Consider the following 21,016-nt stretch of genomic DNA (forward strand, 5'->3'; position numbering starts at 1 on the left):
CTGACCATGGCAAGGCAAGCAAGACAGTGGAGAGTCGGCGCGGCCGGCATAGCGGTCCTCGGCCTCACCCTCACCGCCTGCGGCGGTGCGAAGGTCGGTGACAGCTCCTCGGACGCCGGTGGCTCGGGCAGCTCCGGCACGTGCGGCACCTTCAACCTCGCGGTCAACCCGTGGGTGGGGTACGAGGCCAACGCGGCGGTCATCGCGTACGTCGCTGAGCAGGACCTCGGCTGCAAGGTCACCAAGAAGGACCTCAAGGAGGAGATCGCCTGGCAGGGCTTCGGGACGGGCGAGGTCGACGCCGTCGTCGAGAACTGGGGCCACGACGACCTGAAGAAGAAGTACATCACCGACCAGAAGACCGCCGTCGACGCCGGCCCGACCGGCAACGAAGGCCTCATCGGCTGGTACGTGCCGCCGTGGCTGGCCAAGGAGCACCCGGACATCCTCGACTGGAACAACCTCAACAAGTACGCGGCCGAGTTCAAGACCTCCGAGTCCGGCGGCAAGGGCCAACTCCTCGACGGCGACCCGTCGTTCGTGACCAACGACGAGGCCTTGGTCAAGAACCTGAAGCTCAACTACAAGGTGGTGTACGCCGGCAGCGAGACCGCCCTCATCCAGGCCTTCCGCAAGGCGGAGAAGGACAAGGAATGGGTGATCGGCTACTTCTACGAGCCGCAGTGGTTCATGTCCGAGGTGCCGCTCAAGAAGGTGAAGCTGCCCGAGTACAAGGAGGGCTGCGACGCCGACGCGGAGAAGGTCGACTGTGACTACCCGGTGTACAAGCTGGACAAGATCGTCAGCGCGAAGTTCGCCAAGTCGGGCAGCCCGGCCTACGACCTGGTGAAGAACTTCACCTGGACGAACGAGGACCAGAACATCGTGGCCAAGTACATCGCGGTGGACAAGATGACCCCCGAGGCCGCGGCGAAGAAGTGGGTCGAGGCCAACCGGGACAAGGTGGAGGCCTGGATCAAGTAGGCCCTTCACGGATGCCCGGTGGGTGGTGCGCACGGACGCGCACCGCCCACCGGGCATTCCCGTTTTCCAGGCCGTTGTCCAGTGCGTTCTCCGCCGTCGACGGACCTCTTGACACCCACCTGCACGGCAGGCACATTGAGTTGCGCAACCTGAATCACGTTGCGCAGAAAGCAACTCAACCGGAGGTGCGGCGATGGCGGGACCGCGTGTGGTCATCATCGGAGCGGGAGTCGTCGGCGCGGCGCTCGCGGACGAGATCTCGGCGCGGGGCTGGACCGAGGTGACCGTGGTCGACCAGGGGCCGCTCCCGGCCACCGGGGGCTCGACCTCGCACGCCCCTGGCCTGGTCTTCCAGACGAACTCCTCGAAGACCATGACGGAGCTGGCCCGCTACACCGTCGAGAAGTTCTGTTCCCTCGACGTCGACGGCAAGCCCTGTTTCCTTCAGGTCGGCGGACTGGAGGTGGCGACCACGCCGGAGCGCCTCGCCGAACTGCACCGCCGGCACGGCTGGATCACCGCGTGGGGCATCGAGTCGCGGATCCTGACCGCCGACGAGTGCGTCGAGAAGCACCCGCTGGTCGACCGTGACAAGGTCCTCGGCGGCCTCCTCGTCCCGACCGACGGCCTCGCCAAGGCGGTCCTCGCCGTCGAGGCGCAGATCCGCCGGGCCACCGAGCGCGGCGTACGCTTCCTCGCCCGTCACGAGGTCCTCGACGTCCTGCAGGCCGACGGCGAGGTGACGGGCGTCCGCACCGACCAGGGCGACCTGGAGGCCGACATCGTCGTGTGCTGCGCCGGCATCTGGGGCCCGAAGATCGCCCGCATGGTCGGCATGAACCTGCCGCTGACCCCGCTGGCCCACCAGCTCGCCTGGACCGGCCCGATGCCGGCCCTCGCCGGCCAGACGGAGGAGGCGGTCCGCCCGATCCTGCGCCACCAGGACGCCGACCTCTACTACCGCGACCGCTTCGACGGCCTGGGCATCGGCTACTACGGCCACCGTCCGATGCCGATCTCCGCCGACGACATCCTCTCCGTGGACGAGGCCGACCAGATGCCGTCGATCCTGAAGTTCACCGAGGAGGACTTCGAGGACGCCTGGACCGAGACCCAGTCCCTGCTCCCCGCGACGCGCGAGGCGAAGATCGAGGAGGGCATCAACGGCCTGTTCTCCTTCACCACCGACAACTTCCCGCTGCTCGGCGAGTCCCCGGACGTCAAGGGGTTCTGGGTCGCCGAAGCCGTGTGGGTCACCCACTCCGCGGGCGTCGGCCGGGCCATGGCCGAGTGGCTGGTCGACGGCCACTGCTCGTCCTTCGACCTGCACGAGTGCGACGTCAACCGCTTCGAGCCGCACCAGCTGTCCCCGGAGTACGTCCTGGCCCGCGACTGCCAGAACTTCGTCGAGGTCTACGACATCCTCCACCCCCTCCAGCCGTCCGGCGCCCCACGCCCGATCCGCACCAGCCCCTTCCACCCCCGCCAGCAGGAGCACGGCGCCTTCTTCCTGGAGGCGAGCGGCTGGGAGCGTCCGCAGTGGTACGAGGCCAACGCGAAGCTGGTCGAGGGCCGTTCCATCCCCACCCCGAACGACTGGGCCGCGCAGTTCTGGTCGCCCATCGTCGGCGCCGAGGCACAGGCCACCCGCGAGACCGTCGCGATGTACGACATGACGGCCCTCAAGCGCCTGGAGGTCAGCGGGCCCGGCTCCGCCGAGTTCCTGGAGCGCCTGTGCACCGGCAAGGTCGCCAAGTCGGTCGGCTCGGTCACCTACACCCTGCTCCTCGACCACGACGGCGGCATTCGCAGCGACATCACCGTCGCCCGCCTCGCCCGCGACCTCTTCCAGGTCGGCGCCAACGGCAACCTCGACCTCGACTGGTTCAGCCGCCACCTCCCGGCCGACGGCACGGTCCAGGTCCGCGACATCACCCCGGGCACCTGCTGCATCGGCCTGTGGGGCCCGCTCGCCCGCAAGGTCCTGCAACCCCTGACGGACGAGGACTTCTCCAACGACGGCCTGAAGTACTTCCGCGCCAAGCGCGCCTACATCGGCAGCGTCCCGGTGACGGCGATGCGCCTGTCGTACGTCGGTGAACTCGGCTGGGAGCTGTACACCACCGCCGACCAGGGCCTGAAACTGTGGGACACCCTGTGGCAGGCGGCGAAGCCGCTCGGCGGCGTCATCGCCGGCCGCGGTGCCTTCAACAGCCTCCGCCTGGAGAAGGGGTACCGCTCCTTCGGCACCGACATGACCTACGAGCACGACCCGTACGAGGCCGGCGTCGGCTTCGCCGTCAAGCTCGACAAGGACGACTTCATCGGCAAGGCCGCACTGGAGCGCCGCAAGGAGAACGTACGGCGCAGGCTGACCTGCCTCACCATCGACGATCCGCATGCGGTCGTCCTGGGCAAGGAGCCGGTGTACGACGGTGACCGAGCGGTCGGCTACGTCACCAGCGCCGCCTACGGCTACACCATCGACAAGGGCATCGCCTACGCCTGGCTCCCGGCCGAGCTGACCACCCCCGGCACGCCCCTGCAGATCGGCTACTTCGACCAGCGCATCGAGGCCGTCGTCGCCGAGGAACCCCTGTTCGACCCCACCATGTCCCGCCTCCGTGGCTGACACCCCGCGTCGACTCCGAGGGAAGGAACACCGCCGGTGAACGCACAGCTGCTCGACGGCAAGGCGACCGCCGCCGACATCCGCCGCGAACTCGCGGAGCGCGTGGCCAAGTTGACGGCCACCAACGGCCGCCCGCCGGGCCTGGGCACCGTCCTGGTCGGCGACGACCCCGGCAGCCATGCCTACGTCGCCGGCAAGCACCGCGACTGCGCCCAGGTCGGCATCGCCTCCATCCGCCGGGACCTGCCCGCCGACGCCTCACAGGAGCAGGTCGAGGAGACGATCGACGAGCTCAACGCCGATCCGGCCTGCACCGGCTACATCGTCCAGCTCCCGCTGCCCCGCCACCTGGACGCCAACGCCGTACTGGAACGCATGGACCCGGCCAAGGACGCCGACGGCCTGCACCCCGTCAACCTCGGCCGGCTCACCCTGGGCGTCGAGGCACCGCTGCCGTGCACCCCGCGCGGCATCGTGGAGCTGCTCCGCCGCCACGACGTACCGCTCGCGGGAGCCCGTGTCTGCGTGATCGGCCGGGGCATCACGGTAGGCCGCCCCATCGGCCTCCTGCTCACCCGCCGCTCCGAGAACGCCACCGTCACCCTGTGCCACACCGGCACCAAGGGCCTGGCCTGGCACGTACGCGAGGCGGACATCGTCATCGCCGCCGCCGGCTCGCCCGGACTGGTCACCAAGGGCATGCTGCGCCCCGGCGCCGCGGTCCTGGACGTCGGCATCACCCGCACCGACCAGGGCCTGGTCGGCGACATCCACCCGGACGCCGCCCAGGTGGCCGGCTGGATCGCGCCCATGCCCGGCGGTGTGGGCCCCATGACCCGAGCGATGTTGCTGGCCAACGTCGTCGAGGCCGCCGAGAGGAACGCCACCGCCGTATGAACGCTCACGCCCCCGAGCACCCCCAGTATCCGCACGTCGCAGAAGCCCTTTCAGAAGACGGAGACGTCCGATGAGCCCCCGCACCCCCGGCGCCGACCTCCCCGACCACCCCGACTGGCTGTGGCGCAATCCCGAGCCCAAGCGGTCGTACGACGTGGTGATCGTCGGAGGTGGCGGACACGGCCTGGCCACCGCGCACTACCTCGCCAGGAACCACGGCATCACCAATGTCGCGGTGCTGGAGAAGGGCTGGCTCGCGGGCGGCAACATGGCCCGCAACACCACGATCATCCGCTCCAACTACCTGTGGGACGAGAGCGCCGGAATCTACGAGCACGCCCTCAAGCTCTGGGAGGGACTGGCGGAGGAGCTGGACTACCCGATCCTGTTCTCCCAGCGCGGCGTGCTGAACCTCGCGCACAGCCTCCAGGACGTCCGCGACAGTGTGCGCCGCGTGGAGGCGAACCGTCTCAACGGCGTGGACGCGGAGTGGCTCGACGCGGACGGCGTCAAGGAAGTCTGCCCGATCGTCAACATCTCGCAGGACGTGCGCTACCCGGTCCTGGGCGCCACGTACCAGCCGCGCGCCGGCATCGCCAAGCACGACTACGTCGCCTGGGGCCTGGCCCGCTCGGCGGACGCCGCGGGCATCGACATCATCCAGAACTGCGAGGTCACCGGCCTCGACGTGGTCGGCAACCGCGTCGTCGGAGTCCAGACCAGCCTTGGCCCCATCGCGGCCGGCAAGGTCGCGCTCTGCTCGGCGGGCCACACCTCGGTCCTCGCCGCCATGGCGGGCATCGAGCTCCCCGTCCAGAGCCACCCGTTGCAGGCCCTGGTCTCGGAGCTCCTGGAGCCGGTGCACCCGACGGTCGTGATGTCCAACGCGGTCCATGTGTACGTCAGCCAGGCCCACAAGGGCGAGTTGGTGATGGGCGCGGGCATCGACGCGTACAACTCCTACACCCAGCGCGGCGCCTTCCACATCATCGAAGAGCAGATGTCGGCGGCCCTGGAGCTGTTCCCGGTCTTCGCCCGTGCGCATGTGCTGCGCACCTGGGGCGGCATCGTCGACGTCAGCCCCGACGCCTCACCGATCATCGGGCTCAGCCCCGTCGACAACCTCTACCTCAACTGCGGCTGGGGAACGGGCGGTTTCAAGGCCACCCCCGGCGTCGGCTGGGTCTACGCCCACACCATCGCCAACGACACCCCGCACGCCCTCAACGCCCCCTTCTCGCTCGACCGTTTCACCACCGGCGCGCTCGTCGACGAGCACGGCGCGGCCGCGGTGGCCCACTAGGGAGCCGAACCAATGCTGCTCATCCCCTGCCCGTGGTGCGGGCCCCGCGACGAGGCCGAGTTCCACTACGGCGGCCAGGCCCACGTGCCCTACCCGGAGGACCCGGCGTCCCTCTCCGACGAGGAGTGGGCCCGCTACCTCTTCTTCCGCGACAACCCCAAGGGCCCCTTCGCCGAGCGCTGGAGCCACGCGGCGGGCTGCCGCCGCTGGTTCAACGCGGTACGGGACACGTCGACGAACGAGGTCCTGGCGGTGTACAGGACGGGAGAGGAACGCCCGGCGACTGTTGAGCCGAGGCCAGTATTTTCAGCCCGTCCGGCGTTTGAGGACGAGGCCTCTTCAGGGCCGACGGGGGTCCAGGGGGCGGAGCCCCCTGGCGGGGTGGAAGGGGCGGAGCCCCTTCGGGATGGGACGGGTAGGGGCGGCGGGGGCGAGGCAACCCAGCCGTTCCGCCACGCGACCCGCGGCCGAATCCACCGCGAGGAACCCCTCACCTTCACCTTCGACGGCACCGAATACCAGGGCTACCGCGGCGACACCCTCGCCTCCGCCCTCCTCGCCAACGGCGTCATCCAGGCCGGCACCAGCATCAAGCTCGGCCGCCCCCGAGGCATCTTCTCCGCCGGCGTCGAAGAGCCCAACGCGGTCATCCAGATCGAGGAGCCCTTCCCGGAGCCGATGCTCCCCGCCACGACCGTCGAGCTCTACGCCGGCCTGGTCGCCAGCAGTCTCCCCGGCCTGGGCCGCCTCGCCACCGACCCGGATCCCGCCCGCTACGACGCCGTGCACGCCCACTGCGACCTGCTGATCGTGGGCGCCGGCCCGGCCGGCCTCGCGGCAGCGGCAGCGGCAGCGAACAGCGGCGCCCGCGTCATCCTCGCCGACGACCAGCCGGAACCCGGCGGCAGCCTCCTCGGCACGGCCGAACACCTCGACTGGGTGCGGGAGGTGACGGAGCAGCTCGACGCCGCCCCAGAGGTCCGCGTCCTGCCCCGCACCACCGTCTTCGGCTACTACGACGACAACCACCTGCTCGCCGTCGAGCGCCGCACCCATCACCTCGGCGCCGACGCCCCCGAGAACGTCTCCCGCGAACGCGTCTGGCGCATCCGCGCCCGCCGAGTCGTCCTCGCCACCGGCGCCCACGAGCGCTCCCTGGCCTTCGCGAACAACGACCGCCCCGGCGTGATGCTGGCCTCCTCGGCCCGCACCCACGTCAACCGCCACGGCGCCCTGCCCGGCCGACACGCGGTCGTCTTCACGACCAACGACAGCGCGTACGCGGCGGCGCTGGACCTGGCCTCGGCAGGCCTGTCCATCGCGGCGATCGTCGACACCCGCCCCGAACCGGGGGAGTGGGCGGACCGCGCAAGAGCAGCCGGCATCGAAGTCCTCCCCGGCCACGCCGTCATCAGCACGGAGGGCGAGGCCCGCCTCACCGCGGTGACCGTCGCGCCGTACGAAGACTCCCCGGAGCGGCGGGAGTTCGCCGCCGACCTGCTGCTGGTCTCCGGTGGCTGGAACCCGGTGGCGCACCTGTTCAGTCAGTCGGGGGGCAAGCTGCGCTACGACGACACGCTGGGCTCCTTCGTCCCCGACACCACCCGTCAGGCGGTCGAGGTCGTCGGCAGCGCGAGCGGTGTCCTCGACCCGGCCACCGTCCTGGCACAGGGTGCCGCCGCGGGTGCCCGCGCCGTCGAGGCCGAGGGCTACACGCCCGAGGCACCGCGCCTCCCGGACGTGCCCGCCCAGCCGCGGCAGACGCCGCCGATGCACGTGTACGTCGTCCCGGGCGACGCGGAAGGCCCCCGCTTCGTCGACCTCCAGCGCGATGTCACCGTCGACGACCTGGCCCGCGCGACCGGCGCCGGCCTGCGCTCGGTCGAGCACACCAAGCGCTACACCACGGCCGGTACCGCGAGCGACCAGGGCAAGACCTCCGGCATCCTGGCCGGCGGCGTCGTGGCCGACCTGCTCGGCGTGGACATCTCGGCGCTCGGCACCACGACGTTCCGCCCGCCGTACACCCCGGTCTCCTTCGCAGCCCTCGCGGGCCGCGACCGAGGCGCCCTGAGCGACCCGGTCCGCACGACCGCCCTCCACGAGTGGCACGTCGCGCACGGCGCCCTGTTCGAGAACGTCGGCCAGTGGAAGCGCCCCTGGTACTACCCGCAGGACGGCGAGGACATGGAAGCCGCCGTACTGCGCGAGTGCCGGGCGACCCGCGAGAGCGTGGGCTTCATGGACGCCTCCACTCTCGGCAAGATCGACGTACAGGGCCCGGACGCCGGTGTCTTCCTGGACCGGCTCTACACCAACATGATGAGCACCCTGAAGGTCGGCATGATCCGCTACGGCGTCATGTGCCGCCCGGACGGCATGGTCTTCGACGACGGCACGGTCATCCGCGTCGCTCCGGAGCGCTTCCTGGTCACCACGACGACGGGCAACGCCGCCGCCGTACTCGACTGGATGGAGGAGTGGCTCCAGACCGAGTGGCCCGAGCTGAAGGTCCACTGCACCTCCGTGACCGAGCAGTGGGCCACGGTCGCCCTGGTCGGTCCGAAGTCCCGCGCGGTCCTCGCCGCGCTCGCGCCCCGACTCGCCGTGGCCAACGACGACTTCCCGTTCATGGCCTGGCGGGAGACGACCGTCGCGGGCATCGAGGCCCGGGTCTGCCGCATCAGCTTCTCCGGCGAACTCGCCTACGAGATCAACGTGTCACCGTGGCGGGCCCTCGCCCTGTGGGAGGCCGTGTACGAGGCCGGCGCCCCCTACGGCATCACCCCGTACGGCACGGAGACCATGCACGTCCTGCGGGCCGAGAAGGGCTACCCGATCATCGGCCAGGACACCGACGGCACCGTCACACCCCAGGACCTCGGCATGAGCTGGGTGGTGTCGAAGAAGAAACCGGACTTCATCGGCAAGCGGTCCTTCGCCCGCGCCGACACCGCCCGCCCGGACCGCAAGCACCTGGTCGGCCTGCTCCCCGAGGACCCGGGCACCTTCCTCCCGGAGGGCACTCATCTGGTCGCCGAGGGTGTGCTGCCGACCCCGCCCGTCCCCATGCTCGGCCATGTCACGTCCAGCTATCGCAGCGCCGCCCTCGGCCGGACGTTCGCGCTCGCCCTGATCAAGGGCGGCCGGGACCGCATCGGCGAGCGGCTGTACGCCCCCGTGGGCGACCAGCTGGTCCCGGTGACTGTCGCCAGCCCCGTCCTCTACGACCCCGAGGGAGCCCGCCGCGATGGCTGAGACCGCCCTTACCGCCCCGCTCCGCAGCCCGCTGTCGCAGGTCGCGGACCACCTGGCCGCCGCGACACGTACGTCCGGGGGCGCGATCCGGCTGGCCGAACTCCCCTTCCTGGCCCAGCTCAACGTGCGCATGGACGCCAAGGGAGCGGCGGCGGAAGCCGTCGGGCTCGCCCTGGACCTGCAACTACCGCTCCAGCCGAACACCGTGGTCCGCGCCGGGGAGTTGACCGCGCTGTGGCTCGGCCCGGACGAGTGGCTGCTGGTGGGACCGCCGGGCAGCGAGCGGGACCTGGAGAGCCGGATCCGTCAGGCCGCGGGCGACGAGTTCGTCTCCGTGATCGACGTCTCCGCGCAGCGCACCACGCTCCTGGTCACGGGCCCGCGCGCCCATGACCTGCTGGCCCACGGCTGCTCGCTGGACCTGCACCCGCGGGCCTTCGGCCCCGGACGCTGCGCCCAGACGACACTGGGCCGCACACAGGTCGTCCTGGTCGCCCGGGACGAATACAGGGCCGGATTCTGGGTCCTGGTGCGCTCGACGTTCGCCGGCTATCTGGCGGACTGGCTGCTCGACGCGGCGACGGAATACGTCTGACGGAACACGCCCGAGTGACAGGGCGGGTTCGCCCGTCCTCCCTGTGGGAGCTCCGCCGAGGGGCTCCCACAGGGCTTTGCGCAGTACCTCATCGTCGTACGTTCGAAGGCTGGACTCCTGTGACCGTCACGGCTCACGCCACCACCTCTCCCCACCCGGGCACGCCCCGTATCCACCCGCACGGGCTGCCGCGGCCCGGCCGGACGCTGGTCATGGGCGTCGTGAACGTCACCCCGGACTCGTTCTCCGACGGCGGGCTGTCGTTCGCCGCGGACGCGGCCGTCGCACATGGGCTCGCGCTGCTCGAACAGGGCGCGGACATCGTGGACGTGGGCGGCGAGTCGACCCGTCCCGGGGCGGCACGCCCGACGGCCGAGGAGGAGCTGCGACGCGTCCTGCCGGTCGTCCGGGAACTCGCCGCGGCAGGCGCGGTCGTGAGCGTCGACACCATGCGGGCCGAGATCGCCGCCCGCGCCCTGGACGCGGGCGTGCGGCTGGTCAACGACGTCTCAGGGGGGCTCGCCGACCCGGCGATGCTGCCGCTGATGGCCCGGGCGGACCTGCCGTACGTGCTGATGCACTGGCGAGGGCACTCCGCCGGCATGCAGGCGAACGCCCTCTACGCCGACGTCGTCACCGATGTGCTCGACGAACTGAGGCTGAGGATCGACGCGGCGCTGGAGGCCGGGATACGGCCCGGCTGCCTGGTCGTCGACCCCGGGCTGGGCTTCGCCAAGACGCCCGACCACAACTGGAAGCTGCTGGGCCGCCTCGGGGACGTCATGGCCCTGGGACATCCTGTCCTCGTGGGAGCGTCACGCAAGTCGTTCCTGGGCAGCCTGCTGGCGGACCGGACGACGGGAGAACCCCGCCCCGCACGGCTGCGCGATGCCGCGACGACGGCTGTCTCCGTGCTGGCCGCCGCACAGGGTGTCTGGTGCCTGCGCGTGCACGACGTCGTCTCCACGGCTGACGCGGTACGCGTGACGGCGCGCTGGGGAGCCGAGGTGCCGGCGCCGGTGGGGTCGCCGCTGGGCTGAGCGCCCCCGTGGAGCCTCAGCCCAGATAGCCCATCCGGCGACTGATCTCGTCCGCGCCGCTGATCAGCACGGGTGCGACTGCGCGGATGCGTTCCTCGGTGAAGCGGTATGTGGGGCCGGAGGCGCTGAGCGCGGCGAGGACCTCGCCGTCGCGGGACCGGATCGGCGCCGCGACGGCGTGCAGTCCGATCTCGAGTTCCTCCAGCGCCACCGCGTACCCACGCTCCCGCGACTCGGCGAGGTCTTTCTCCAGCTTTGTCCTGGCCGTCAGGGTGTGCGGCGTCAGCTTCTGCACCCCCGACTCCGCGAGCACGCGGGCGCGCCCCTTCTCCGTCAGATGGGCCAGCAGGATCTTGCCGCTCGAAGTGGCGTGCACGGGAGTGAGCTGACCGACCCAATTGTGGGTGCCGACGGCGCCAGGGCCGCGTACCTGATACAGGTTGACGGCGTAGTGCTCCTGCAGGACGGCGATGTTGACGGTTTCGCCGATCTCCTCGCTGAGCCGCTCGCACACCGGGCGGCCCTGCTGGGTGATGTCGAGGCGGCCGGTGACCGCGCCGGCCAGGCGCACGATCCCGAAGCCCAGCCGGTACTTGCCCCGCTCGGTCGTCTGCTCGACCAGGCCGCGCGCCTCCAGTGCCCCGAGCAGACGGAAGGCGGTCGACTTGTGGACGTCGATCTGGGCGGCCACCTCGCTGACGCCCGCCTCGCCGCGCTGGGCGAGGATCTCCAGGACGCTGACGGCGCGGTCGACGGACTGCACACCGTTCACCGCCGTACCCGCTGTTTCGCTATCTGCGGCGTAGTTGCTCATAGCGCAACTATACGCAATCGCCGGTGTGCGGGGAGGGGCCGCAGTGACTCGACAAAGGGCCGGTTGGGCGCTTGACGTCAACGGCCTCCCCGCACCCTAGGGCTGTCTGCTCGTCAGCGGAAGACGACGGTGCAGTGTCCGTTCACCAGCACGCGGCTCTCGCTGTGCCACTCCACGGCACGGGCGAGTACCTGAGCCTCGACGTCGCGGCCGATGGTGACCAGCTCGTCGGGGTCGCGCGAGTGGTCCACGCGGACGACGTCCTGCTCGATGATCGGGCCCTCGTCGAGGTCGGGCGTGACGTAGTGCGCCGTGGCCCCGACGAGCTTCACACCGCGCTGGTGCGCCTGGACGTAGGGCCGGGCGCCCTTGAAGCTCGGCAGGAACGAGTGGTGGATGTTGATGGCCTTGCCGTCGAGCTGCTTGCACAGGTCGTCGGAGAGGATCTGCATGTAGCGGGCCAGCACCACCAGGTCGACGTCCAGCTCGCGCACCAGCTCCAGGAGCCGCGCCTCGGCCTCGGCCTTGGTGTCCTTCGTCACCGGGATGTGGTGGAAGGGGATGCCGTAGCTCTGCGCCAGCGGCTCGAAGTCGCGGTGGTTGGAGACGATCGCCGGAATCTCGATGTTGAGCGCGCCCGTGGACTTGCGGAACAGCAGGTCGTTCAGGCAGTGGCCGAACTTCGACACCATGATCAGCGTGCGCGTCGGGGTCGACGCGTCGTGCAGCTGCCAGGTGATGCCGTACGCCTGGCCGACCGGACCGAAGCCGGTGCGCAGGTCCTCCAGGGAGATGCCGGGGTCCGAGACGTCGAAGTGCACCCGCATGAAGAAGCGGTCCTGCAGCCGGTCGTCGAACTGCTGGCTCTCCAGGATGTTTCCGGAGTGGCTCACGAGAAAGGTGGTCACTGCGTGGACGAGGCCGGCCTGGTCGGGGCAGGAAAGGGTGAGGACGAACTCACGGCCGGGCTGCGGTCGAGGAGACATGCCTTCCTCCGTCGGTCGGTGGCGCGAATTACGCAACACGGTGAGCTATGCGCAACATAATTGAATGGGGGTGGCCGAGTGGTCAAGGGGTGATCCGGCGGAAGTGGCCCAGGCGCTCCGAGATCTCCTCGGCGGCCGCCCGCACCACGGCGGAGACCTCTGGCGGTCGCCGCTCGGTCAGCCGGAGGGGCGGCCCCGAGGCGCTGAGTGCCGCCATCACCTCTCCGCTGAAGGTGAAGACCGGCGCCGCCACCGCGTTCACGTCCTTCTCGAACTCCTCGACGCTGTAGGCGCAGCCGTCCGCGCGGGCGCGCTTCAACTGCGCCCGGAGGGTCTCGGGATCAGTGACGGTGTGCGGTGTGTGGCTTTCCGGCGGCCCGGTGAGCCTGCTCGCGAGCTCTGGCTCGGGCGGATGGGGCCGGAGCACCTGGTTGCCGTGGACTTGTGTACGCCGAGTGCGGCGGCCATGTCCGTGACGCCCGCCTCTTCGCGGCGGCCGAGGAATTCGAGAATGCCCGCGGCCCGGTCGGCAGACTGCACCGGGGACTCCGGCTGGTGCGCGTGCTGAGGCTGGTGCAAGGCGTCTGACATCACGCGACCTCATGCAACCGTCCCCCGTGTACATCTACTTGTGGAGTGGGCCGAGAAGACGCGAGGCCGCACCCTGGCGGAGACCAGTGCCGTACCGGGCTCCGCGCCGCCCGTGACCGTGGGCGTTAGGTGTCCGCTTTCCGCCGGGATGACAACTTCGCTCGACCAACCCCTTGACAGTGGGTGTCCGCAGGGAGACAGTTTGATCGGTCGTTGCATATAGCGAAGAAAGTTGCGTAATCCGCAACTATGGCGGCTCGGCCCGGCCCCCCGGGTCTCACCCAGGCCGGGGTGAAGTTCTCTCCCTCCCTCGTCGATCGCTCCGGGGAGCGATCGACGTCCTCCCGCCATCCAGAACATCAGGCCGAAGATCCCGAAGATCGCATTCGGCCGTCCCCTCGACGAGGAGATCGACCGTGACACACGAGGTACGCGCCGTCGTCGCCCGCCAGAAGGGCGCACCGGTCTCGGTGGAGACCGTCCTGGTGCCGAGCCCCGGCCCCGGTGAGGCGCTGGTGCGGGTGCAGGCCTGCGGTGTCTGCCACACCGACCTGCACTACCGGGAGGGCGGGATCAACGACGAGTTCCCGTTCCTGCTCGGCCACGAGGCGGCCGGTGTCGTCGAGTCGGTCGGCGAGGGCGTCACCGACGTCGCGCCCGGGGACTTCGTCGTCCTCAACTGGCGTGCCGTCTGCGGCACTTGCCGGGCCTGCAGCAAGGGCAAGCCGTGGTACTGCTTCGCCACCCACAACGCCGCCCAGCCGATGACCCTGGCCGACGGCACCCCGCTGTCCCCGGCCCTGGGCATCGGCGCCTTCGCCGAGAAGACCCTGGTCGCCGCCGGGCAGTGCACCAAGGTCGACCCGGCCGCCTCGCCGGCCGCGGCCGGCCTGCTCGGCTGCGGGGTGATGGCCGGGTTCGGCGCCGCGGTCAACACCGGCGGCGTGGGCCGCGGAGACTCGATCGCGGTGATCGGCTGCGGCGGCGTGGGCATGGCCGCGATCGCGGGCGCCAAGGTGGCCGGTGCGAGCCGGATCATCGCCGTGGACGTCGACCAGCGGAAGCTGAATTGGGCCGAGAAGTTCGGCGCCACCGACACCGTCGACTCCTCCCGGACCGACGCCGTCGAGGCGATCCGCACCCTCACCGGCGGCTTCGGCGCCGACGTCGTCGTGGACGCGGTCGGGCGCCCCGAGACCTTCAAGCAGGCCTTCTACGCCCGCGACCTGGCCGGCACCGCCGTCCTGGTCGGCGTCCCCACCCCGGAGCCGGCCCTCGACCTGCCCCTGCTGGACGTCTTCGGCCGTGGCGGGGCACTGAAGTCCTCCTGGTACGGCGACTGCCTGCCCGCCCGGGATTTCCCCGCCCTGATCGACCTCTACCTCCAGGGCCGCTTCGACCTGGGCGACTTCGTCACCGAGACGATCAGCCTGGACGACGTGGAGGCCGCGTTCGCCAAGATGCACCACGGCGAGGTCCTGCGCTCGGTGGTGGTCCTGTGACCGCGCGCATCGAACGCCTCGTCACCTCCGGCACCTTCGTACTGGACGGCGGCCGCTGGGAGGTCGACAACAACGTCTGGCTGATCGGCAACGACGACGAGGTCCTCGTGATCGACGCCGCGTTCCCCCAAGACTCCGACAAGCTCCGTTCCGCGGGGACCCCCATCGCCGACGTGATCGCCGCCGCCGTCGGCGACCGGCGTCTGGTCGCCGTCGTGTGCACCCACTCCCACAACGACCACGTCAACGCCGCTCCGGCCCTGGCCGCCCGCTACGGCGCGCCGATCCTGCTGCACCCGGCCGACGCGGTGCTGTGGAAGACGGTGCACGGCATGGGGGTGCCCGACTTCTGGGAGCTGATCGACGGCGAGGACCTGACCGTGGCCGGCACCGCACTCCAGGTGCTGCACACCCCCGGACACTCGCCCGGCTCCGTCTGCCTGTACGTGCCCGAGCTGGGCGCCCTGTTCTCCGGCGACACCCTCTTCCAGGGCGGCCCCGGAGTCACCGGCCGCTCCTTCTCCGACTTCGACACCATCATCGCCTCCATCCGCGACCGGCTGCTCACGCACTCCCCGCCGACACCACCGTCCACACCGGCCACGGCCCCACCATCTCGATCGGGGCCGAGGCGCCCCATCTCGACGAGTGGATCGCCCGCGGCCACTGGCCCGGCCCGTCACCGCAGTACCAAGGCCCGTCACAGCACTACCAACCTGGAGGAAGACCATGGCGGCACAGCCGAGGGTGGTCATCATCGGCGCCGGCATCGTCGGGTGCGCACTCAGCGATGAACTGACCGCACGCGGCTGGACGGACGTCACCGTTCTGGAGCAGGGCCCGCTCTTCGCCACGGGCGGCTCCACCTCGCACGCCCCCGGTCTGGTGTTCCAGACCAACGGGTCCAAGACGATGACCGAGTTCGCCCGGTACACGGTGGAGAAGTACAGCGCGCTGACCCTGGACGGGCAGTGGTGCTTCAAACAGGTCGGCGGCCTGGAGGTGGCCACCAGCCCCGAACGGCTGGCGGAGATCCGGCGCCGGCACGGCTGGCTGAGCTCCTGGGGAGTCGACAGCCGCCTGCTCACGCCCGAGGAGTCCGCCGCACTACACCCCCTGCTGGATCCCGAGCGCATCCTCGGCGGCTTCCACATCCCCAGCGACGGCCTGGCCAAGGCGCTGCGGGCGGGCGAGGCGCAGGCCCGCCTGGCGACGGCCCGCGGCGCCCGGTTCCACGCCCACCACACGGTGACCGGGATCGAGACGACCGGCGACCGGGTCAGCGCGGTCGTCACCGACCAGGGCACCTTCCCGGCGGACATCGTGGTCTCCTGCGCCGGATTCTGGGGCCCGCGGATCGGGCAGATGGTTGGGCAGCCGGTGCCGCTGGTGCCCATGGCGCACCAGTACGCCCGCACCACCGAACTTCCGCTGCTCGCCGGCCGCAACGACGAGCACACCGAGGCGTCCCTGCCGATCCTGCGCAACCAGGACGCCGGCCTGTACTACCGCGAACTCGTCGACCGCATCGGCATCGGCTCCTACGCCCACCGCCCCATGCCCGTCAGCCCGGACCGGGTGGCGCACCCCAGCGACTCCGCGATGCCGTCCTCGCTGGAGTTCACCGAGGCCGACTTCGAGGGCGCCTGGGCCGACTCCCTCGCCCTGCTTCCCTCCCTGGCCGACACGAAGATCGAGGAGGGCTTCAACGGCATCTTCTCCTTCACCTCAGACGGCATGCCGCTGATGGGCGAGTCGCCGAAGGTCCAGGGCTTCTGGCTCGCGGAGGCCGTCTGGGTCACCCACTCGGCCGGCGTGGCCAAGGCCATGGCCGAGTGGCTGGTCGACGGCCGGCCCGGCACCGATGTCCACGAGTGCGACGTCAACCGCTTCGAGGAAGTGCAGCTGGCACCCTCGTACGTGAACGAGCGCAGCTGCCAGAACTTCGCCGAGGTCTACGACATCCTGCACCCGCTGCAGCCCGCGGAACGCCCGCGCCCCCTGCGGACCAGCCCCTTCCACGCCCGTCAGGAGGCCCTCGGCGCGGTCTTCCTGGAGGGCGGCGGCTGGGAACGCCCGCACTGGTACGAGGCCAACGCCGACCTGCCCGAGGTGGCCCGCGTCCCCGGCCGGGGCGACTGGGCGTCCCGCTACTGGTCGCCGATCGCCGGTGCCGAGGCCCTCGTCACCCGCGAGCGCGTCGCCCTGTACGACATGACCCCGCTGAAGCGGCTGGAGATCACGGGACCCGAAGCGCTCGCCTTCCTCCAGAGGCTGACCACCAACCAGCTCGACAAGCCGGTCGGCTCGGTCACCTACACCCTGCTGCTCGACGCCGCCGGCGGTGTCCGCAGCGACCTGACCATCGCCCGCCTGGAGACCGAGCGCTTCCAGATCGGCGCCAACGGCAACCTCGACCTGGACTGGCTGCGCCGGCATCTCCCCGACGACGGCTCCGTGCAGGTACGGGACATCACCGCCGGCACCTGCTGCCTCGGCGTCTGGGGCCCGCGCGCCCGCGACCTCGTCCAGCCGCTGACCGACACCGACTTCTCGCACAAGGGCTTCGGCTACTTCAAGGCCAAGCAGGCCTACCTCGGCGACGTCCCGGTCACCGCGATGCGGCTGAGCTACGTGGGCGAGCTGGGCTGGGAGATCTACACCACCGCCGACCTCGGCGCCAGGCTGTGGGACACCCTGTGGGAGGCCGGGCAGGAGCTGGGGATCATCGCCGCCGGCCGCAGCGCCTTCAACAGCCTGCGCCTGGAGAAGGGCTACCGCTCCTGGGGTCATGACATGACCACCGAGCACAACCCCTACGAGGCCGGTCTCGGCTTCGCCGTCCGCCGCAGCAAGGAGCACTTCACCGGCAAGTCCGCGCTGGAGGGGATCAGCGACGAGACGGTCACCCGCCGGCTCACCCCGCTGGTCGTCCAGGACGAGCAGTCCGTGGTGATGGGGCACGAACCGGTGTACGTGGACGGCCGCCCGGTCGGCTACGTGACCAGCGCCGCCTACGGCTACACGATCGGCGCGCCCCTCGCGTACGCCTGGATGCCCGCCGAACTCGCCGCCCCCGGAACCCCGGTGGAGATCGAGTACTTCGGCGCCAAGGTCGCGGCCGTCACCGCCGCCGAGCCCCTCTTCGACCCCGAGATGTCCCGCATCCGGCGCTGAACCGGCCCGAGCACCGGCAGCACCAACCCTCATCGGCAAGATTCCCAGGAGATGGACACATGGCCACTTCGTACGACGTGATCGTCGTCGGCCTGGGCGGGATGGGCAGCGCGGCCGCCTGTCACCTCGCCGCCCGCGGTCAGCGAGTGCTCGGCATCGAGCGCTTCGGCCCCGCCCACAACCTCGGCTCCAGCCACGGCGGATCCCGTATCTACCGGCAGGCCTACTTCGAGGACCCGGCCTACGTACCCCTGCTTCTGCGTGCCCGCGAACTGTGGGAGAAGCTCGCCGCCGACTCCGGCCGCGAGGTCTTCACCGAGACCGGCGGTCTCGTGATCGGCCGCGAGGGGAGTGAGGCCTTCACCGGCACCCTGCGCAGCGCCCACGCGTGGGGCCTGGACCACGAGGTCCTCGGCGCAGCCGACATACGGCGCCGCTTCCCCACCTTCAACCCGGCGGCCGAGGACGTCGCCTTCTACGAGCGCAAGGCCGGCATCGCCCGTCCCGAGGCGACCGTCACGGCTCACCTGGACCTGGCCCGCGCGCACGGCGCCGACCTGCACTTCGCGGAGATGGTCCTCGGCTGGGAGGCCGACGGCCGGGGCGGCAAGGCCTGGGTGGTCACCGACCGCGGCGCCTACACCGCCGAGCGGCTGGTCATCGCCCCCGGGGCCTGGGCGCCGAAGCTGCTGTCCGGCCTCGGTGTGGGCGTGACGGTGGAGCGCCAGGTCATGTACTGGTTCCAACCCGAGGGCGGAGTCCGCCCGTTCAGCGCCGAACGGCACCCGGTCTACATCTGGGAGGACCCCGACGGCACCCAGATCTACGGCTTCCCCTCGCTCGACGGCCCCGACGGCGGCGCCAAGGTCGCCTTCTTCCGCAAGGGCGTCCCCAGTGACCCCGACCACCTCGACCGCCGGATCCACCCGGACGAGATCGCGGCCATGGCCGACTACCTGCGCCCGCGCATCCCCACCCTGCCCGGCCGCTTCCTCAGGGCCGCGGCCTGTATGTACTCCAACACGCCGGACGAGCACTTCGTCCTCGCCCGGCATCCCGAGCATCCGCAGGTGATCGTGGCCTGCGGCTTCTCCGGCCACGGGTTCAAGTTCGTGCCTGTCATCGGCGAGATCCTCGCCGACCTGGCCACCGTTGGCGCCACCGACCACCCCATTGCCCTGTTCGATCCCCGCCGCGTGCGCGTCTGACATTTCCGAAGGTGACGAGACGACCATGACGAATCTGCCGCCCAGCCTGATTCCCACGCTGTCCGGTGAGTACTACACCGACCCCACGGTCTTCGCCCAGGAGCAGGAGCGGGTCCTCGAGGCCATGTGGTTCTGTGTGGCCCGCGCCGCCGAGCTGGACAAGCCCGGCGCGTTCCGCACCTACCAGGTGGGCCGCGAGAGCGTGCTGATCTCCCGCTCGCGGGACGGTTCCATCAAGGGCTTCCTCAACATCTGCCGGCACCGCGGCGCCAAGCTGTGCACCGAGGAGTCCGGCGAGGTGAAGCGCGCCTTCCAGTGTCCGTACCACGCCTGGACCTACGGCCTGGACGGCAAGCTGGTCGCCGCTCCCAACCTGACGTCGATGCCGGACATCGACCGCAAGGAGTACGGCCTGGTCAACGTTCATGTGCGGGAGTGGCTCGGCTATGTGTGGGTGTGCCTCGCCGACGAGCCGCCCTCCTTCGAGGCGGACGTGCAGGGCGCGGTCGTCGAGCGGCTCGGCGACCTGGAGTCGATCGAGCGCTACGGCATCGACGACCTGAAGCTTGGCCGCCGTATCACCTACGACGTGAAGGCCAACTGGAAGCTCATCATCGAGAACTTCATGGAGTGCTACCACTGCGCCACGATCCACCCCGAACTCACGGAGGTGCTTCCGGAGTTCGCGGACGGTTACGCCGCCCAGTACTACGTGGGCCACGGCGCCGAGTTCGGTGAGGACGTCCAGGGCTTCACGGTGGACGGCTCCGAGGGACTGGATCGCATCCCGGGAGTCGCCGACGACCAGGACCGCCGCTACTACGCGATCACCGTCCGGCCACAGGTCTTCATCAACCTCGTCCCCGACCACGTGATCTTCCACCGGATGTACCCGATGGCACCCGACCGCACGGTCGTCGAATGCGACTGGCTGTACCTGCCGCGCGTCGTGGAGAGCGGCAAGGACGTGGGCCGTTCGGTGGAGCTGTTCCACCGGGTCAACCAGCAGGACTTCGACGCCTGTGAGCGCACCCAGCCGGCGATGAGCTCGAAGGCGTACGCCAAGGGCGGCGTGCTGGTGCCCAGCGAGCACCACATCGGCGAGTTCCACACCTGGCTGCAGAACAAGCTCGAGGTGCGCCCCACGCACTGACCCCACCCCCAGTACTGCCCGCCCACCCGCTGTTGCGGCCCCTCCGGCAGGTGGGCGGGCCATTGGGCTGTCATGTGGAGATCCGGCAGGACAGGGGGGCTACCAGACAATGAGGGCCAATAAATGAGGGCCAATACTTGAAGCACGGAGAGGTTCGGATCGCGGCGACCCTCGGTACGTCTGCCCTCCGTGCTGAGCGTGCACAGCGTCGCGGGCCAGGTCTTCGTCCTCCAGGTGGCCGTCGTCCTGCTGCTCGTGATCGCCGCCGTGACGGCCCTCGTGCTGCAGGCCCGGAAGGACTCCGGGGTGGCCTACATCATCGCGTTCGACACGAAGGGCATCCGCTGGACCCACCCGGACCCGAACCTGATCGGCAAGCCCGTGGTCGGCTCCTACGCCGAGGCACTCGCGGGCCGTGTGCACCAGGAGACCTACGACACGCCCGGTGTCGGCCGTGCCGTGGACACGATGGTTCCCGTCTTCGACACCGACGGCAAGTCGTCGGACCGGTCTCCGTCGGCATCACGCTCCGGAGCATCGACGAGCGGGTGACCGAGCAGCTGCCACTGCTGTCCGGCTCCGCCGTCGGCGGGCTCGCGCTCGTCACCGGCTGATCGGCACGGCAGCAGCACGTCCCCGCATCTGCGCCGCGCGGCCACCACCGACGAGGGCGGCCGAGGGCTGTTCCTCGTCGCGCAGTTCGCCCGGCGCTGGGGCACCCGGTACACCGATCGCGGCAAGGTCATCTGGAGCGAACAGTCCGTGGAAGCCGCCGAGGCAGGGCTCGACGAAGCCATGGGCGGCCTGCTCCTGGACCAGTGGGACGAGCCGACGCCGTAACCGTGGACGCCTGGGTTTCTCCTCACGCGTAGGTTG

Annotated in this window: 16 protein-coding genes and 2 pseudogenes; 14 read left to right on the forward strand and 4 right to left on the reverse strand. The window is 70.4% G+C overall.

What is annotated here, in order from left to right; all coding sequences use genetic code 11:
- The first annotated feature begins 6 nt into the window (after positions 1-6).
- The 7 genes from KWI83_RS08175 to folP all read left to right on the forward strand — a co-directional run bounded on the left by KWI83_RS08175 (position 7) and on the right by folP (position 10,709).
- Positions 7-984, forward strand: a complete 978-nt coding sequence (locus tag KWI83_RS08175) for an ABC transporter substrate-binding protein (protein ID WP_218513620.1) — start codon at positions 7-9, stop codon at positions 982-984.
- 193 nt (positions 985-1,177) lie between these two features.
- Positions 1,178-3,616, forward strand: coding sequence for an FAD-dependent oxidoreductase (locus KWI83_RS08180; RefSeq protein ID WP_218513621.1), 2,439 nt, complete (start codon positions 1,178-1,180; stop codon positions 3,614-3,616).
- 36 nt (positions 3,617-3,652) lie between these two features.
- The gene (locus tag KWI83_RS08185; protein WP_218513622.1) at positions 3,653-4,513 is read left to right on the forward strand and encodes a bifunctional methylenetetrahydrofolate dehydrogenase/methenyltetrahydrofolate cyclohydrolase; all 861 of its coding nucleotides are present in this window, start codon (positions 3,653-3,655) and stop codon (positions 4,511-4,513) included.
- 70 nt (positions 4,514-4,583) lie between these two features.
- A complete protein-coding gene (locus KWI83_RS08190) occupies positions 4,584-5,816 on the forward strand; it encodes a sarcosine oxidase subunit beta family protein (protein ID WP_218513623.1) in 1,233 nt (410 codons plus the stop codon).
- Between the two features lie 12 nt (positions 5,817-5,828).
- Positions 5,829-9,074, forward strand: coding sequence for a sarcosine oxidase subunit alpha family protein (locus KWI83_RS08195; protein WP_218513624.1), 3,246 nt, complete (start codon positions 5,829-5,831; stop codon positions 9,072-9,074).
- A complete protein-coding gene (locus KWI83_RS08200; protein ID WP_218513625.1) occupies positions 9,067-9,669 on the forward strand; it encodes a sarcosine oxidase subunit gamma in 603 nt (200 codons plus the stop codon). The genes KWI83_RS08195 and KWI83_RS08200 overlap by 8 nt, the downstream gene beginning before the upstream one ends.
- Before the next feature lie 119 nt (positions 9,670-9,788).
- The gene (gene folP, locus KWI83_RS08205; RefSeq protein ID WP_374106281.1) at positions 9,789-10,709 is read left to right on the forward strand and encodes a dihydropteroate synthase; all 921 of its coding nucleotides are present in this window, start codon (positions 9,789-9,791) and stop codon (positions 10,707-10,709) included.
- Positions 10,710-10,725: 16 nt separating this feature from the next.
- Here folP and KWI83_RS08210 read toward each other — a convergent pair whose 3' ends face one another.
- From KWI83_RS08210 to KWI83_RS38195, 4 genes are all read right to left on the reverse strand, one after another.
- Positions 10,726-11,523 (reverse strand): IclR family transcriptional regulator, encoded by a 798-nt coding sequence (locus KWI83_RS08210; RefSeq protein WP_218513626.1) that lies wholly within the window; start codon positions 11,521-11,523, stop codon positions 10,726-10,728.
- Positions 11,524-11,636: 113 nt separating this feature from the next.
- Positions 11,637-12,509, reverse strand: coding sequence for a formyltetrahydrofolate deformylase (gene purU / locus KWI83_RS08215; RefSeq protein ID WP_218513627.1), 873 nt, complete (start codon positions 12,507-12,509; stop codon positions 11,637-11,639).
- An 82-nt stretch (positions 12,510-12,591) separates the two neighbouring features.
- Positions 12,592-12,936, reverse strand: coding sequence for an IclR family transcriptional regulator C-terminal domain-containing protein (locus tag KWI83_RS38190; protein ID WP_374106282.1), 345 nt, complete (start codon positions 12,934-12,936; stop codon positions 12,592-12,594).
- On the reverse strand, positions 12,825-13,100 hold the full coding sequence (locus tag KWI83_RS38195) for a helix-turn-helix domain-containing protein (protein WP_256361970.1): 276 nt from the start codon (positions 13,098-13,100) through the stop codon (positions 12,825-12,827). The genes KWI83_RS38190 and KWI83_RS38195 overlap by 112 nt, the downstream gene beginning before the upstream one ends.
- A gap of 416 nt (positions 13,101-13,516) precedes the next feature.
- Between KWI83_RS38195 and KWI83_RS08225 the strand changes: the two genes are divergently transcribed.
- The 7 genes and pseudogenes from KWI83_RS08225 to KWI83_RS38200 all read left to right on the forward strand — a co-directional run.
- Positions 13,517-14,602: an S-(hydroxymethyl)mycothiol dehydrogenase gene (locus tag KWI83_RS08225; RefSeq protein WP_218513628.1), complete on the forward strand. Its 1,086-nt coding sequence runs from the start codon at positions 13,517-13,519 to the stop codon at positions 14,600-14,602.
- Positions 14,599-15,269: pseudogene (locus KWI83_RS08230) on the forward strand (MBL fold metallo-hydrolase); the annotation flags it as partial. The gene KWI83_RS08225 and the pseudogene KWI83_RS08230, both read left to right, overlap by 4 nt.
- A 62-nt stretch (positions 15,270-15,331) precedes the next feature.
- A complete protein-coding gene (locus KWI83_RS08235; protein WP_218513629.1) occupies positions 15,332-17,779 on the forward strand; it encodes an FAD-dependent oxidoreductase in 2,448 nt (815 codons plus the stop codon).
- A 59-nt stretch (positions 17,780-17,838) separates the two neighbouring features.
- The gene (gene solA, locus KWI83_RS08240; RefSeq protein ID WP_218513630.1) at positions 17,839-18,987 is read left to right on the forward strand and encodes an N-methyl-L-tryptophan oxidase; all 1,149 of its coding nucleotides are present in this window, start codon (positions 17,839-17,841) and stop codon (positions 18,985-18,987) included.
- A 25-nt stretch (positions 18,988-19,012) separates the two neighbouring features.
- A complete protein-coding gene (locus KWI83_RS08245) occupies positions 19,013-20,140 on the forward strand; it encodes an aromatic ring-hydroxylating dioxygenase subunit alpha (protein WP_218513631.1) in 1,128 nt (375 codons plus the stop codon).
- A 198-nt stretch (positions 20,141-20,338) separates the two neighbouring features.
- Entirely contained in the window at positions 20,339-20,692 is a 354-nt protein-coding gene (locus KWI83_RS08250) for a hypothetical protein (protein ID WP_218513632.1), read from the forward strand.
- A 69-nt stretch (positions 20,693-20,761) separates the two neighbouring features.
- Positions 20,762-20,980, forward strand: a pseudogene (locus KWI83_RS38200) (ATP-binding protein); the annotation flags it as partial.
- Between the last annotated feature and the right edge of the window lie 36 nt (positions 20,981-21,016).

The organism is Streptomyces sp. TRM70350, assembly GCF_019219825.1.
In the GTDB taxonomy this organism is placed as follows: Bacteria; Actinomycetota; Actinomycetes; order Streptomycetales; family Streptomycetaceae; genus Streptomyces.

Bases quoted from the DNA above. Each gene is read 5' to 3' on its own strand.
- KWI83_RS38195 (WP_256361970.1), bottom strand. From the start codon at position 13,100: ATGTCAGACGCCTTGCACCAGCCTCAGCACGCGCACCAGCCGGAGTCC.
- KWI83_RS08210 (WP_218513626.1), bottom strand. From the start codon at position 11,523: ATGAGCAACTACGCCGCAGATAGCGAAACAGCGGGTACGGCGGTGAAC.
- KWI83_RS08195 (WP_218513624.1), top strand. From the start codon at position 5,829: ATGCTGCTCATCCCCTGCCCGTGGTGCGGGCCCCGCGACGAGGCCGAG.
- solA (WP_218513630.1), top strand. From the start codon at position 17,839: ATGGCCACTTCGTACGACGTGATCGTCGTCGGCCTGGGCGGGATGGGC.
- KWI83_RS08180 (WP_218513621.1), top strand. From the start codon at position 1,178: ATGGCGGGACCGCGTGTGGTCATCATCGGAGCGGGAGTCGTCGGCGCG.
- purU (WP_218513627.1), bottom strand. From the start codon at position 12,509: ATGTCTCCTCGACCGCAGCCCGGCCGTGAGTTCGTCCTCACCCTTTCC.
- KWI83_RS08245 (WP_218513631.1), top strand. From the start codon at position 19,013: ATGACGAATCTGCCGCCCAGCCTGATTCCCACGCTGTCCGGTGAGTAC.
- KWI83_RS08190 (WP_218513623.1), top strand. From the start codon at position 4,584: ATGAGCCCCCGCACCCCCGGCGCCGACCTCCCCGACCACCCCGACTGG.
- KWI83_RS08175 (WP_218513620.1), top strand. From the start codon at position 7: ATGGCAAGGCAAGCAAGACAGTGGAGAGTCGGCGCGGCCGGCATAGCG.
- KWI83_RS08200 (WP_218513625.1), top strand. From the start codon at position 9,067: ATGGCTGAGACCGCCCTTACCGCCCCGCTCCGCAGCCCGCTGTCGCAG.
- KWI83_RS08235 (WP_218513629.1), top strand. From the start codon at position 15,332: ATGGCGGCACAGCCGAGGGTGGTCATCATCGGCGCCGGCATCGTCGGG.